Source organism: Labilibaculum sp. (assembly GCF_041595635.1).
Classification (GTDB): domain Bacteria; phylum Bacteroidota; class Bacteroidia; order Bacteroidales; family Marinifilaceae; genus Labilibaculum.
Genome location: NZ_JBFHJW010000002.1, coordinates 74,311 through 88,980, shown reverse-complemented (window position 1 = coordinate 88,980; position 14,670 = coordinate 74,311). Strand labels below are relative to the sequence as shown.

General features: G+C 33.4%; 11 protein-coding genes. All 11 read right to left on the bottom strand.

Translation table 11 applies throughout. The annotated features are described in order from the left end of the window. Positions 1-4: 4 nt before the first annotated feature. Positions 5-1,090 (bottom strand): efflux RND transporter periplasmic adaptor subunit, encoded by a 1,086-nt coding sequence (locus ABYT26_RS01070; RefSeq protein WP_372751027.1) that lies wholly within the window; start codon positions 1,088-1,090, stop codon positions 5-7. A gap of 25 nt (positions 1,091-1,115) precedes the next feature. After that, entirely contained in the window at positions 1,116-2,450 is a 1,335-nt protein-coding gene (locus tag ABYT26_RS01065) for a TolC family protein (protein ID WP_372751026.1), read from the bottom strand. Positions 2,451-2,705: 255 nt separating this feature from the next. Beyond that, a complete protein-coding gene (locus tag ABYT26_RS01060; RefSeq protein WP_372751025.1) occupies positions 2,706-3,944 on the bottom strand; it encodes a competence/damage-inducible protein A in 1,239 nt (412 codons plus the stop codon). A 4-nt stretch (positions 3,945-3,948) separates the two neighbouring features. Then, positions 3,949-5,187 (bottom strand): M48 family metallopeptidase, encoded by a 1,239-nt coding sequence (locus tag ABYT26_RS01055; RefSeq protein WP_372751024.1) that lies wholly within the window; start codon positions 5,185-5,187, stop codon positions 3,949-3,951. Positions 5,188-5,275: 88 nt separating this feature from the next. Next, positions 5,276-6,310, bottom strand: coding sequence for a DUF6340 family protein (locus ABYT26_RS01050; protein ID WP_372751023.1), 1,035 nt, complete (start codon positions 6,308-6,310; stop codon positions 5,276-5,278). Positions 6,311-6,336: 26 nt separating this feature from the next. Then, a complete protein-coding gene (locus ABYT26_RS01045) occupies positions 6,337-8,430 on the bottom strand; it encodes a hypothetical protein (RefSeq protein ID WP_372751022.1) in 2,094 nt (697 codons plus the stop codon). Between the two features lie 313 nt (positions 8,431-8,743). Continuing rightward, on the bottom strand, positions 8,744-9,526 hold the full coding sequence (locus tag ABYT26_RS01040; RefSeq protein WP_372751021.1) for a hypothetical protein: 783 nt from the start codon (positions 9,524-9,526) through the stop codon (positions 8,744-8,746). A 338-nt stretch (positions 9,527-9,864) separates the two neighbouring features. Next, entirely contained in the window at positions 9,865-10,896 is a 1,032-nt protein-coding gene (hemE, locus tag ABYT26_RS01035; protein WP_372751020.1) for a uroporphyrinogen decarboxylase, read from the bottom strand. Between the two features lie 80 nt (positions 10,897-10,976). Continuing rightward, the gene (gene hemB / locus ABYT26_RS01030; protein WP_372751019.1) at positions 10,977-11,969 is read right to left on the bottom strand and encodes a porphobilinogen synthase; all 993 of its coding nucleotides are present in this window, start codon (positions 11,967-11,969) and stop codon (positions 10,977-10,979) included. A gap of 175 nt (positions 11,970-12,144) precedes the next feature. After that, positions 12,145-13,071, bottom strand: coding sequence for a hydroxymethylbilane synthase (hemC, locus tag ABYT26_RS01025; protein WP_372751018.1), 927 nt, complete (start codon positions 13,069-13,071; stop codon positions 12,145-12,147). A 97-nt stretch (positions 13,072-13,168) separates the two neighbouring features. Beyond that, a complete protein-coding gene (gene hemA / locus ABYT26_RS01020) occupies positions 13,169-14,422 on the bottom strand; it encodes a glutamyl-tRNA reductase (RefSeq protein ID WP_372751017.1) in 1,254 nt (417 codons plus the stop codon). Positions 14,423-14,670: the final 248 nt, after the last annotated feature.

Here is a 14,670-nt window from a genome sequence, read left to right as displayed (position 1 = left end):
GTAATTATTGAATTGTTAATTTAGCTCCATCCCAAATTTTCCCCTGATAGGAAATGATGTATTTTTCACCATCACTTAAGCCTGATAAAACTTCCACCTGATTGCCAATGGTTTTTCCCAATCGAAGCCAACGCAACATTGCTGTTCCACTCTCGCTTACAGTATAGATCCCGGTTAATTGACCTTTATGAACTAAAACTTTTTCAGGTATCATAATCGATGGCATTGCCCCTTTTTCAATCAAAACATTGGCATACATTCCACTAAATAGATTACTTTGTTGCTCCTTACTTGGCTGCAAAACAATTTTAGCCTCGAATTGATTTCCAGTGTATTGCGAAGATGGGTTGACTTCCGATACCAGACCTTTTATTTTCACATCTCCCATAGCACTAATCTGAACAAAAACAGGATCATTCTTTTTGATCTTTCCGATTTCGTTCTCAGGAATTCGAGCCATCACCTTAAATTCACCTTTCTTTTCGATGGCGAGCAATGGCATGCCTGGAGATGCTAAATCTCCTTCATTCATATATTTACGAGTAATTACACCATTATAAGGGGCTTTAATGCTTGTGTAGCGAAGCATTTCATCAACTTCAACTTCCATTGCCTGCACTGCTTCTAATCTGGCTTTTGCCATATTATATTGTGTTGTTATATCGTCCATCTCTTTTTGAGAAGCACTCTTTTGATCGAATAAAACTACATATCGATCGTAATCTTTCTTACTATTCTTGTAGGCTACTTCAGCTTCTATTTGATTCGCTTTTACTTGTGCTTTTTTTGCAAGAATGTCTTTAGCATGAATTTCAACCAAAATTTGACCTTCTTTTACTTTTTGGCCTGTTTCTACATTAATTTTGGCAATTTGTCCCATTAATCGTGTGCTCAAGTTAGAATGAGTTTCCGATTCCAGTTTACCTGAGAAACTTAATAATTCAGCTTTGTTTGTCATTTTAGCGACTCCTACACTAACTATGATATCTGCCTTTTTTGTCTCTTTTGCCTTATTTGCATCTCCACAGGATTCTAATCCTATTATTCCCAATGCAGTAATTGCTATGATTGATAAAATCCTTAATTTCATTTCGTAGATTCTTTAGTATGATTGTTTATTGTAATTCTTTTTCGAGCAGTAATTCCAATTGAAAAACGGCAACATGATAATTGAACAAACTATTGATGTAATCGAGATTCTTTGACATGGAAACCGCTTCTGAATAAAGCAAGTCTGTAGTTTTTTCCAATCCTTGTTTGTATCTATTGCTTCTAATTCTATGTACTTCTTCGGCTTGCTCTTTAGCTAGTTTACTCAATTCAATTTTATCGTATGCTACTTTTAAATTTCGTTTTGCCGATTGAATTTCCATATTGTTTCGAGAAAGATATTCACCAAAGTCCAATTCAGAAATTTTCAATTCAGCTTTTGCTTTCTGTACCTTAGCAATGTTCTTATAACCACTAAACAAATTCCATGATAAACTAGCTCCTATTAGATAGTTATTTGCTGAGGTTCCCAATAGTTGATCATCATTCCATTCGTAAGCACCAAAGGCATTTAAGCGAGGGAGAAACTGCATCTTCTGAGATTTTAACATATTTTCTCTTGCTTCCACACCTTTTTTATAGGCATTTATATCAGAACGATTTTCAATTTTAAATTCCTGATCTATTCCGTTAAGTAAGCTGGGTTTATTCTCTAAATTATCAGTAGGAACAATAGCAACATTAATTTCTAAACCTAGCAAGTAAGCTAAATATTCTCCGGCACTTTTTTGCTGATTACTTGCATCTGCTAACTGATTATCGATTTCCAATACACGAACTTTTGCAGATAATAAATCAGCATCCTTAATAAAACCTTGTTTCAAATTATTTTCGCTCACTTCCAAAGCTGAAAGCGCAGCTTCTTTTGAGGAATGAAGAACTGAGATTGCTTCTTTTGCTAATTCAAGTTGATAGTATGCCTTTTTCACCTCAAATTTTGTATACTTTATGGTCCTTTCCGTTTTGAAATCGACTGCTTTCATTGAAGCATTAGCCGCTTTCCTTCCATATATTCCATCCAAATTAAATAAAGGTTGCTGCACCTCTATTTTGGTGTTAAAATTTCGTGTTTGATCAGGATCGTTTAGTACTGAAGGATTAAAATCTGCCTCAGTTGTAATTTCCTGTTTTAGTTTAAATCCAAAGCTACTTAAGGGATCTGTTGTCGCCACTCCCGTATGAGAAAGACTCACATTTGGTAAAAAAACAGAATTTGTTTGTCTATAGTCTGCTTTTGCGGCGCGGGCTTGCGCTTTCGCTTTGTTAATCTCCCAATTGTTCTCTGATGCTTTCAGTAAAGCTTCTTTCAAACTTAATTTCATTTCTTCAGTTTGTGCTTGCCCATTCACCAAATTGGCTAACAACAATAAAAAAATGAGATAAATTTTAAGGTTTCGCATATTTCCTAATTCTTTAATTTCGGTTCAAATCTAAGCAAGAATATTTATATATCCAAATATCTATATGTATATGGTAGTCATTATTTGTATCTATTAACTTTGATTTTATTTATAGTCATTGAAATTTAGAGAATTAGGCTGTTAAAAACAAGAGGTATTTAAAATAATATGATCCTTGCCCAGGAATAAAAGGATTCAATAAAAAAGGCTTTCCTGATCTGGAAAGCCTTTTTAAATTAGGACTTGTAAGTCTTTTTACTTTGTAATTAATTTACGTAACATATTTAATGCATTTACCGAAGCAACATGAATATTACGTTCTCTATTTGGATACAAATTAAACAACTTAGAAACAACTTCATTTGGACCTGCTACTGCAATCCAAACTGTACCCACTGGTTTTTCTTGCGTTCCTCCATCAGGTCCAGCAATTCCAGATGTAGCAATGGCATAATCCGTAGCTAAAACCTTTTTGGCTCCTAAAGCCATTTGTTCTACAACTTTCTGACTAACGGCTCCGTACTCTTCCAAATCCTGATGTTTTACCTTTAAAAGATTCTCTTTTACTTCATTGGAATAAGCAACTACAGCCCCTTTAAAATAAGCTGAACTCCCAGAATGAGACGTAATTAAATGAGCAATGTTACCACCAGTGCAACTTTCTGCAGTCCCTACTGTTTTAGATTGAGCGCATAAAAGTTTGGCAACAGTTAATTCAATAGGTTCATCATCGTAACCAAATATATTTTCTGGAAGTATATTTCTTAGTTTAATTAACTGTTCCTCAATAATACTTTCCAATTCCTTTTTATCACTACCCGTTGTACTCATCCTCAAACGAACAAGACCAGGAGAAGGTAAATAAGCTAATTTTACGCAAGAGGGCAAATTAGTCTCCCATTCTGATAACATTTCGGCCAATACAGATTCCCCTATCCCATCTGTCATGATCGTTTTGTGCAAAATGATAGGAGTAGAAAAATAGTTCGGTAATTCATTTAAAATCTCGTCTCGCATAATTCCTTTCATTTCGAAGGGAACTCCAGGCATAGAAATAACTATTTTTCCGTCTTTTTCAAACCACATGCAAGGAGCTGTACCATAGTTATTGGGAATTATTTTTGCTCCATTGGGTACCAGTGCTTGATCGCAATTAAAACGATTCATTGGAATTCCCCGTTGTGCCAATCGCTTTTCAACTTTGGCATAGATTAAATCATCCTGAACAAGAGACATTTCAAAGAGATCGCTTAACGTTTTTTTTGTAATGTCGTCATTTGTAGGACCTAATCCACCGGTAATAAGCACCAATGAAACTCTATTCATTGCTTGTTGCAACGAACTTACAATATCTTCTTTTTGATCGGAAATACTGGTAATTTTTCCAACATGAATACCAATATTGTTTAATTCTTTGGCCATCCATGCCGAATTGGTATCTACAATTTGACCAATTAGAATTTCATCGCCAATAGTAATTATTTCTGCTTGCATTGTATTATTTTATTAATTGTAAGGCTTTTAACCTTTGTATTAGACTGGGATGTGAATAGTAAAAAAACACATAAAATGGATGTGGAGTAAGGTTGCTAAGGGAAGTAACCGACAATTTTTTTAAAGCTTCGCCCAAGGCCTGTGCATTATAATTATTTGCTGCATATGCATCTGCCTCATACTCATTCTTCCGCGATAGGGCATTCATACCCAAGGACAAAAAAGTTGATATAGGGCTATATAGCATTCCAAATGCAACGAGTCCGATATGAAAAGATTGAACACGTGCACCTAAGGCTTCGGAAAGTATCGGATTGTCAACTAATAAAGAAAACACATAAAACATTAATCCACTTTGCAATAAGGAAAGAAGCAAGCCACTTCGAGTATGTTTTTTTTGGTAGTGGCCAATTTCATGTGCTAAAACAGCAACAATTTGTTCATTACTTAAATCGGCAATCAATGTATCAAATAAAACGATTCTTTTTTTTGATCCAAGACCGCTAAAATAAGCATTGCCTTTTGTCGATCTTTTCGATCCATCCATTACATAAACATTATCGAGCTTAAAATTTACCTTGTCTGCAAATTTCTGAATATCCGCTTTTAAATCTCCCTCTTCCAAAGGAATTTGCTTATTGAATAATGGCACTAAAAATGAAGAATAAAACATCGTCATAAAAATCATGAATATGGCCATAACCAACCATGCCATCCACCAAAAGTTAGTGGTTGTCTGCAGGTAAATCCAAATGAGTACCGCTACTATTCCACCACCAATTACTATTCCCAATAAAGCTCCTTTTACTTGATCTAAAATAAATGTTTTTACACTCGTTTTGTTGAATCCATATTTTTCTTCAATCACAAATGTAGAATAGTATGAAAATGGTAAGGAAAGCAAATTTGAGAAAAACAGAATAAGGCCAAAAAAAGCCAAGGCAATTGTTATTGGATGTTCGAAATAATCACGAACAAAATCATCAACCCATCCAAAACCTCCAAAATAAATCATAAAAAAGCTAAGAGTAAAGGCGATTGAGGAAGAAAGTAAAGATGGCATAAACTTATCCTTCTGATAGTTTTGCGACTGCTGATATTTTTCTTGATCGTATATATTTTTTACGCTTTCAGGTAAAATTGGCGACCATTTTTTACGGTTTAAAGATTCTAAAAATCGTTCTAAAACAAAATCGAAACTGATGATAACTAATATGACAGTTAATACTACTGTTGCGGTCATTTAAAATGAATTATATTTTTGTAAATACAAAATTAAAAAACCCTGATAGAATAAACTCTTCAGGGTGATATATTTTACATGGAAATTATTATTCTCCAAAAAAGAGGTCTAATTTCTCCTTATTTTTAGTTCTAACCTGGAGTTCCAGTGAATATTTCTCAATTTTCTCATATTCCGCCGGTAATTTTGTTAAGCTATAATAGTTTTTAATTGATTCTTGCAGCCATTTATTTGCCTGCACAAAATCATCTTTAATTTCATAGGCTACAGCCAAATTGTAACATGCCCTTGCTGCTAATTTTAAATTCTTCTCACTTGTCATCTCTGTCCATAAATTAATAGGAGTTTCCCAATTATTTTGATCTAAATAATATTGGGAAATGGACAAACGATCATCTCCTGAAGAAAATAAAAATCGAGATAAGTCTATCCATTCGGGAGCTAAAGAAATTGCGTATTGATTCCCGATTTCATAAGAAACATCTGTAAAAACATCCTTCCTTTTTGGCAATGTATTATCCACCAATTCTTTATAACTCGTGGATGAAACTTCTGAATAAACACTATCAATCAAAAGTTTTTCATCCAAATAAGTTTTTGTTAACGGATCGTATATTCTCCAAACGGCCAAATAATTAACATCAGTAATTCCATAATGCAGAATGTCTTCAAAAACAGTATACTTAGAGTATAATAATATATCTTCTAGACAAACAACTACGTCAGATCCAGTGCTGCTACAAATACTATCAACCTGCTCCCACGGCATAGGAGTGTATTTTCTGTTGCCCGCCATTTCATTTTCACTAAGCTGAATGTATGTAAGAGAATCCATGGCAAAATACTCCGATAAATTCTCCGAAAAACCTTTGTAACAATTGTAAGAGGTAATTGCAGAATAGTTCATTGTATCTTTCACTACAACATCATTTACTAAATAATATTGACTCATAGTATCGCTTTTGAAGCTGAGATTTCGATCGACAAAAGCCATGGTTTTAACATCTGAAGGGACAATTACATTAGGCGCATTAAGTCCTTGAAATTCGTACAATAAAAGCGTTTGGCAAGATGAAAATAAAATTCCAAAAATCGGAATTATCAAGCGTAAATATATTTTCATAGCTATTTATTTTTCGTTATTCTCTATTAAATGCTCAGCCAATATTTTCTCAAGAACCATTCCAAAATTGCCATCATCATTATAGAAATCATAATGAATAGAACATCAATAAAACTCCCATATTTTTCTTCCTCAATCAAGAGTTGATTAGCATATTCATTTTGTCTAATTGCTTGTGCTATTTTAGAAATGTTTACACTTTTAAAAACTTCACCACCAGTTAAATTAGAAATTTGAGAAAGCACTTTTGAATCAGCCTGCAAGTTTCTTGCTTCTACATTGTTAAAGTTAACAATAAATTCTCCTGTTTTTTTGATATTCTTCTCCAAATTTTCTGTTTCGGCAACAAAAGAATATCTACCCTTTGGTAAGTTACTGATTATTAGTTGATATTTACCTTGTTGTTTGTTAAAGGAATAATGAAACGATTTCCCATCCTGATTTGTCAGAACAAGTGAAAGATCAGTATTATTTACCAATTCATAGGTCTGATTATACAATTCTGCATCAATTGCTATTCTATCTCCTTCTAGAATATTTTTTTTGTATGTTACCAACAATTGATCTTTTTCAATTTTTAGTGATAGATATTGAAGCGTTTTATTAATTAGATCATTAAACACTTTAGGAGAATCATCTATTTTTGATAAATGCAATTTCCATCGCCATATTCCCTCCCCAAAAATCCATGCTATCTTTTGATTGTCATAATAAGAAAAAGCGATTTGAGCCTGTTTTGTGGGGGTCGATTTTATTTCTTTATAGCCAAGAATATGGTATTCTGAATTGAATTGGAACTTAGCTAAGGGTGAAAGAAAAGGTGGCAAGGTATTTAAAAGCTCCTGCTGCGATTGTGAAATCTCAAATAAATCAAATGTATTGGCCCAAATAATTGATGATTCTGAAAACAAACCATCATTTTCTATTGTTTCTATTCCTAGTTTTAAATTTGAAAGTGTAGAAAGATCCGAATCTCCTCCAATCAGCATTAATATTGGTATTTTTTTACGCCTAATTTTTTGAAACAAAGCTGAATATGAATTCTGCGAGGAAGGAATTTGTGAAAAAATAAGCAAATCGTATTTTTCCAAGTCAGGCTCTTTATTTTTAAGATTAACCAGATCTAGAGTGAAATTAATATTTTTGTTGATGGCTGATTGAATGGCCGCAATATCAGGATGATACTGATCAAAACAAATAGCTATTTTTCGTTGTGTATCTAATATATCAACTACAAATTCATCTTGATTATTGAATTTGGAGTGTTCTGTTTTATCACATGAAAGAACAACTTTAAACTTTTGCAAACCGGGCTTTTCACTCGCGATAAAATAATCCTTTTCGATAAAAAACGAATTCGTTTTCAATTGAATTTCATCACTGATAAGTAGCTTAGAATCATTGTAAATTTTTAATTGTACTAACTCGTTGGCTAAATTGGTAGCTTTCACTCCAATTCGAATTGGTAATTTACTCCCAAGAAATGCTATTTCATTGGATTTAAGCGAAGAAATCAACACATCTTGAAGTTCTGTAGTATCTCCTAATTGTAAGGTGTGTATGGGAACATTTAAATTTTGTACTGCATATCTTGGCTGCATTCCTTTGTTAAACAAACCATCACTAGCCAGCAAAACTTGCACATTATTTGAATAAGCATAATTATTCTTTAGAAAATCGAAAAGTTCCGAAAAATTGGTATTTGATTCTGAATAATTGAAAAAAGACAATTCCTTTACTTCACTACCAAAGCTTATGTTTCGAACGTCAAAACTAGCTTTTAATTCATCGAGTAATTTTTCTATAATAAAGGGATACTCGTTCTTTAAAAACAATGAATCTTTACCATATAACAATGACTTAGAGTTATCTTGAGCAAAAACCAAAATTGGTCTTTCAATTTTAGTTGATGTGAATTTGAATTTTGGACTAAGCAGTAAAAAAAGAAGAAGAAATATGGATGAAGCACGCAAAACTGCCAACAAATAAATTTTAGGCAAAGCAAGATCCTTATGGTATGGTTTTTTGAAAAAATAGATTCCAAAAGCAAAGAGAAAGGAAATAAATGCGAAAAGAATCGCCCACCATAATGAGTATTCGGTAACCAAGTTGATGTTCAAATTTATAATTTTTAGATTTTTAACAAAGTTATAATGATTGATTTAAATTCAGGAATCTAAAGGCCAAATTCTTAATTCCATAAGCTAATTATAGTTACAATTTCATCTAAAATTAATATTTAAATTTATTTAACACTTGTTTAGACCAATTAACGTGAATGCTGCCTACATTTGTAATGTACAAAAGGAAGAAGTAGTTTTTTCATATATAGATTAAGGTTTAAAGTGAATAGAAAAGTCGGTTGGTTACCGACTTTTTTTGTTATATACTTTCCAGCTATAATGAAAAATAGAGTTTGCAATCTATTTTGGATCAGATATCAAATCCTGGCCTTATAAATTCTCTTGAATCAGGAAATTTTTTTTCAACAAGTGAACGTAATCCTGAGAGTAATAACAATAAAGGTAACATACTATCTTCAGCCTCGGGGAATTCATGCATGAATACGGTCCAGGCCTCAATTGACTTATCGATAGACAATAATGCCACTTTACCCGAAGCAATACTATCATGTTGATAAAACTCATTACCCGTTTCTTCACTTTGTGCTTTACTTCTTAAAGATCGAAATAATTTACTGGGAATAATAAACTGGTACCAGCGAATTATTTCGTAGATGTTAAAAATATCTTGTTCCTCCTTACTCATCTCCTCTTCGTCTGTATAATCTAGTAATTCTTTTAAACTACCACTTCCGACATACAGAAGCCCTTCAAACTCAACAAACCACTTATCTACCATGTCAGAATAAGAATCTGCTTGAGTCATCAGTGAGCTTTTAAAAATCAAATCATCCTTTGCCTCTTCTGCCTTAGAATCAAAATCCTCTGATTTTTCAGGCATTTCCATTCCCAAATCTTTAGCTGCTTGCTTTAATAACTCCATACTTATCTGGAACATCTCGTCGAGATTATCCATAGCCTCTTCGGCTTCAGAATTAGCAGATTCCAAATCAGGAACTCCTTCTTCCATCATTTTATAGTTCAAACAATTATTAGTAAAATCACATCTTTCGCACCAGCCATCACAGTAATTATAAATTCCTGGAATTAAATAAGGATTTTGGATCAAGGCATAAAGCAAATCTTTATTCATAGTTTAATAGAGTTCGGTAATAATTTTCTAAAATCTTAAATTATCAATTTTAGTGGATAAAATGCTATTTTCAGGGGATTAATTGCGATTTTATTTCTACTCTTTATTAACATTACAAGCAAAAAATATGCTACTTAAAAAGCATTTTTCTCTCTAAAAGAAATGAATATTAATATATCGAATATGATGTATTTTGTCTGAATATACAAATCTGAGATATGTATATCGATAATTATTTACTTAAGAGATGGTTCTACTTAAAAAATTAATCGTTTCGAGACAAAAAAGGAAAGGTACCTTTTCAGATACCTCTACTCTTATTTTTTATTCATTATAGTCTATCTTCCCCAGTCAGATTTTTTCACTTTATCCACAAGATATTTTACATTTTCAACTGGAATGGTTGGCAGTAAACCATGTCCTAAATTAAAAATCCATTTGGGATCTTTACGGCCATAATTCAAAAAGTACTCAAATTCCTGATCGATAGCCTGTGGAGTTGCTTCTAAAATACGAGGATCAAAATTACCTTGAATAATCATTTCTTGTCCTACAATGGCTCTAACTTCATGCAATGGCATTTGCCAATCAACACTAACACAATCACATAAATCGTAATTCACCATATTAATTCCTGTCCCCAAACCTTTAGGCAAATAAATGGTTTTCACCCCTGTTTTACGAACAGCAGTTAAGATAGCCTTTACCGACGGTAAAAATACTTCTTTGTACAATTCAACAGGAATTAAACCAGCGTGAGTTTCGAACAGTTGAAATGCTTTGACTCCATGTTCTACTTGCTTAAGAGCATAATGAATACTCATCTCAGTAATCTTGGCAACCACTTTTTTCATCAAAGCTTTGTCTCGGTAAATAGCAGGAACAAAGTCGGGAAAATTCTGATTCCGACTAAATCCCTGATACATATAACAAAGTGTTGTTAATGGACCACCACAAAATCCAATCAATGGAATATTAACTGGTTTGGTATCCAAAATACAATCAATAGCTTTGTAAATATGATCTAGTTTCTCAGGTTTCTCAATTAAAAAAGACAATGGATCCGAAACATCCTTTAAGGCAGTAGCAAAACTTGGACCTTTTCCTTCAAAGCTCAATTCCATTCCCAAAGCTTCAGGAATCACTAATATATCTGAAAAGAGAATAGCGGCATCAACACCCAGATCGTGAATGGGCAATAAAGTAACCTTTGCTGCCAAATCTGGAGTTTCCATCATTTGTTTGAAACCATATTCCTCTCTCAATTTCATGTAGGAAGGAAGTATTCGACCTGCTTGTCTCATGAACCACACAGGAGGTCTCTCCCGTGTAATTCCGTTAATCGTATCTAAAAAAATGGATTGACTCATATGTTAACTATCAATGAATTGTCGTTTAAAATTGAATATCACTTTACTAAGCTCATTCTTTTAAATAAAAATAAATTCTCTTACAATTTACCATTTAAAATATCGGCAACTTCTTTTGCATGATAAGTAATAATAATGTCTGCTCCTGCTCTCCTAATGGAGGTCATGATCTCCATCATTACGCGATTTCCATCAATCCAATCGTTGGCTTCAGCAGCTTTCACCATAGAAAACTCACCACTTACATTATAAGCAACTACTGGAACATTAAATTCATTTTTCACCCTATAAATCACATCAAGGTAACTTAATGCTGGCTTAACCATCACAAGATCGGCACCTTCAGCTATATCCATTTCTACTTCGCGAAGGGCTTCGTCACTATTTCTAGGATCCATTTGATAAGTAGAACGATTTCCGAATTTAGGCGCACTTTCTGCAGCATCTCTAAACGGACCATAAAAACCCGATGCATATTTTGCAGAGTAAGCCATAATAGGCATTTTCTCGAAACAATTCTCGTCAAGGGCTTTTCTCATGTATCCAATACGACCATCCATCATATCGCTAGGTGCAACCATATCAACTCCCGCATGGGCTAATGATACCGCTTGTGCAGCTAGTGTAACCAAAGTCTGATCATTATCAACATCACCATCAACAATAGTTCCACAGTGGCCATGTGTTGTATATTCGCAATTACAAACATCAGCAATAACGAACATTTCGGGATGTGTAGCCTTTATGGCTCTAGTTGCATCCTGAACAATACCATGATCGTGTGTGGCTACGGTTCCGTCTTCATCTTTCGATTCTGGAATACCAAAAAGCATGATCGATTTCACACCCGATTCCAATAATTCACCACATTTTTTCACCAATAAATCAATTGATAACTGATCATTTCCAGGCATGCTTTTTATTGCATTTTTAACATTTTCTCCTGGACATACAAAAAGAGGCATAATTAAATTATCTACAGAAAGTGATGTTTCGGCAACCATATCCCGAACTACTTTGCTGTAACGTAATCTTCTCAATCGTGTCTCTGGAAAAAGAGGTCTTAAATTCATAATGCTTATTTTTTATATCAGATGTGAAATGATTAATGTCTATTTTCTGCCTAAATGGAATCAACAAAAAATAGTATCGATCGCAACACTTCTATGTTAGTAGAAATATATTTTTTTGAATACTAAAAACACAAAACAAACTCGAATCACTAGTCTTCTATTTACATAGATAAATTTAAATATAGAAATTAATTCCTTTGTCTTTGCATTGATTTTTCATTTGAATTGCAAGTTCTTTAGATTTCTCAAGCGATTCATCAACAGAAGTTTCGATTTCTTCAACAATAAATTGATTGGTTTTTAAATCACCCACAATGGCAATCATCGTAAGTACATGATTACTGACAACGGCATGTGCAGCCAGAGGAAACTTGCAACCGCCTTCTATTTCGGCCATAAATTCGCGTTCGGCCAGAATAGCTTGCTCTGTTTCAGGATGGTTTACTCGTTTGATTATTTCGAGGGTTTCAGCATCAGCACTACGACATTCAATTGCTATTGCTCCTTGTCCTATCGCTGGAATGCATAAATCCACATCCAAAAGTAAATTCTCATCAAATTCCTTATTCAAACGGTTCATCCCTGCAGCTGCTAATATAATGGCATCGTATTCACCATCGTGCAACTTTTGAATGCGACTATCAATGTTCCCTCTAATTTCTTTAAACTCTATATCTTCACGAATATTAGCCATTTGTACTCTTCTTCGTGGGCTTCCTGTACCTAAAATAAAACCTTTAGGCATTTCATCGATACCAAGGCCTTCACGAGTTAAAAAAACATCGCGACTATCTTCTCTTTCGGGGAATGCACCTAAACGTAACCCACTAGGTTGAGCGCTTGGCACATCTTTTAAACTGTGCACTGCAATATCGGCTTCATTTGCCAATAAAGCATGTTCCAATTCCTTTACAAACAAACCAGTTCCTCCAAATTCGGTTAAAGAACGATTCAATACACGATCCCCTTTTGTGCTAAATTTCTTGACTTCAAATTCCACATCAGGATTTGCTTTCTGAAGTAATTCAACGGTTTGAATGGTTTGTGTATAGGCTAACAAGCTAGGTCGAGTTGCGACTACTATTTTCTTTTTAGAAGGCATGATTGGTTCTTTTCTAAGGGTGTAACTTCTGAAAGTTAAACTAAAAAAGCCATATAAAACAAGGTTTATATAGCTTTTATCGAAAGCTTACAAAGCTTTACGAATCCATATCTTTAAATATCATTTCCAATGTTTCCATCGGAGTGGATTGTTGTTTGTGATGATCTTTTAGGTGATTGATGCAGGCACGAGCAATTTTATTCACAATATTATTGGTGATATGTTCTACCTTTTTCAACTCATCTTCCGACAATTTATTTTTATGATACTCCAATTCTTTCTTTTGTACTTTGTGCAAATTTTCTTTCAAAGCGACAATAACAGGAGATAAATATTTTACTTCCAACCAGCTATAAAACTCACCAATTGAAGCTTTAATAATCTCTTCAGCCATTGGAATGCATTCTTTTCGTTGCTCTATTGCCCCAGAAATGTGTTTAGATAATTCATCAACAGTTATCACTAAAACATTGTCTAATTTATCAATTTGAGAATCAACATTACGTGGCACCGAAAGATCCAAAATTAGTTTACAACTTTTGTTTCCTTCTAAATTTTCCAACAAAAGTGTTGGTTTAGAAGCTCCTGTAGCAACAATAATAACTTCCGACTTAGCTACTTCTTCACTTAATTTATCAAGCGTTTGATATTTTATATTGAATTTTTTAGCCAGGGTTTCAGCTTTTTCAACCGTTCTATTGATTAAAGTTAAAGAACGATTACTCATATGCTTAACTAAATTTCCACAAGTATCTTTTCCTATATCTCCAGTTCCATACAATAAAAAATTACATGATTCTAATGTTGAAACTTTATCCTTAATGTACTGAACCGCCGCATGAGAAACTGAAGCAGCACCCTTACTAATATCTGTACTATTTTTAATTTTTTTACTAGCCTGAAATGCAAATGAGAAAAGACGATTTAAGAATGGATTCTCCAATCCCATTTCGGAGGATAAATGTACCGCATTTTTAACCTGACCAACAATCTGAAAATCACCAATAATTTGCGAATCGAGGCCTGAGGTAACTTTATATAAGTGATTAATACATTCATTTCCAAACAAAGTATAACCGTTACTGTTAAAATCGTCACGATTCCCTTCGCAATATTTTAAAAACAAGTCAACAACAAAGTCAGATTCACTTGTATGGGCGTATATTTCTGTTCGATTACAAGTTGATAAAACAACCAAACCATCGATTTGATTTTCTTTTGCTTCATTCAAGAGACTTTCCTGTTGTTCGGCGGTTAATGAAAATTTCCCTCGAACATCAAGAGCTGACTTTTTGTAACTTATTCCTAAAACAAATAATTTTTGTAAATTTTCTCGTATTTGTGATGACATAAAACGAAATTTATTTTGAAGCTCACTTAGACTTCTTCTTAAAGTGTTTGTATATTCATTGCCAAAGATAAATGTAATTATTCAGAATTCCTTGTGTTTCCCATACTTTGCGAATGTTTTACCTTTCCTTTTGTGTATCTGCAGATAAGTAATAATCACTATAAAGATTTTAATATCTTTAATGCCATAATGATTAAACTACTTACGCTATACATCATTACTAAAAATATTTAATTGTTTAAATTAAA

Excerpts from the sequence above, each read along its gene's own strand:
- ABYT26_RS01070 (WP_372751027.1), bottom strand. The coding sequence starts at position 1,090 with ATGAAATTAAGGATTTTATCAATCATAGCAATTACTGCATTGGGAATA.
- ABYT26_RS01065 (WP_372751026.1), bottom strand. The coding sequence starts at position 2,450 with ATGCGAAACCTTAAAATTTATCTCATTTTTTTATTGTTGTTAGCCAAT.
- ABYT26_RS01060 (WP_372751025.1), bottom strand. The coding sequence starts at position 3,944 with ATGCAAGCAGAAATAATTACTATTGGCGATGAAATTCTAATTGGTCAA.
- ABYT26_RS01055 (WP_372751024.1), bottom strand. The coding sequence starts at position 5,187 with ATGACCGCAACAGTAGTATTAACTGTCATATTAGTTATCATCAGTTTC.
- ABYT26_RS01050 (WP_372751023.1), bottom strand. The coding sequence starts at position 6,310 with ATGAAAATATATTTACGCTTGATAATTCCGATTTTTGGAATTTTATTT.
- ABYT26_RS01040 (WP_372751021.1), bottom strand. The coding sequence starts at position 9,526 with ATGAATAAAGATTTGCTTTATGCCTTGATCCAAAATCCTTATTTAATT.
- hemE (WP_372751020.1), bottom strand. The coding sequence starts at position 10,896 with ATGAGTCAATCCATTTTTTTAGATACGATTAACGGAATTACACGGGAG.
- hemB (WP_372751019.1), bottom strand. The coding sequence starts at position 11,969 with ATGAATTTAAGACCTCTTTTTCCAGAGACACGATTGAGAAGATTACGT.
- hemC (WP_372751018.1), bottom strand. The coding sequence starts at position 13,071 with ATGCCTTCTAAAAAGAAAATAGTAGTCGCAACTCGACCTAGCTTGTTA.
- hemA (WP_372751017.1), bottom strand. The coding sequence starts at position 14,422 with ATGTCATCACAAATACGAGAAAATTTACAAAAATTATTTGTTTTAGGA.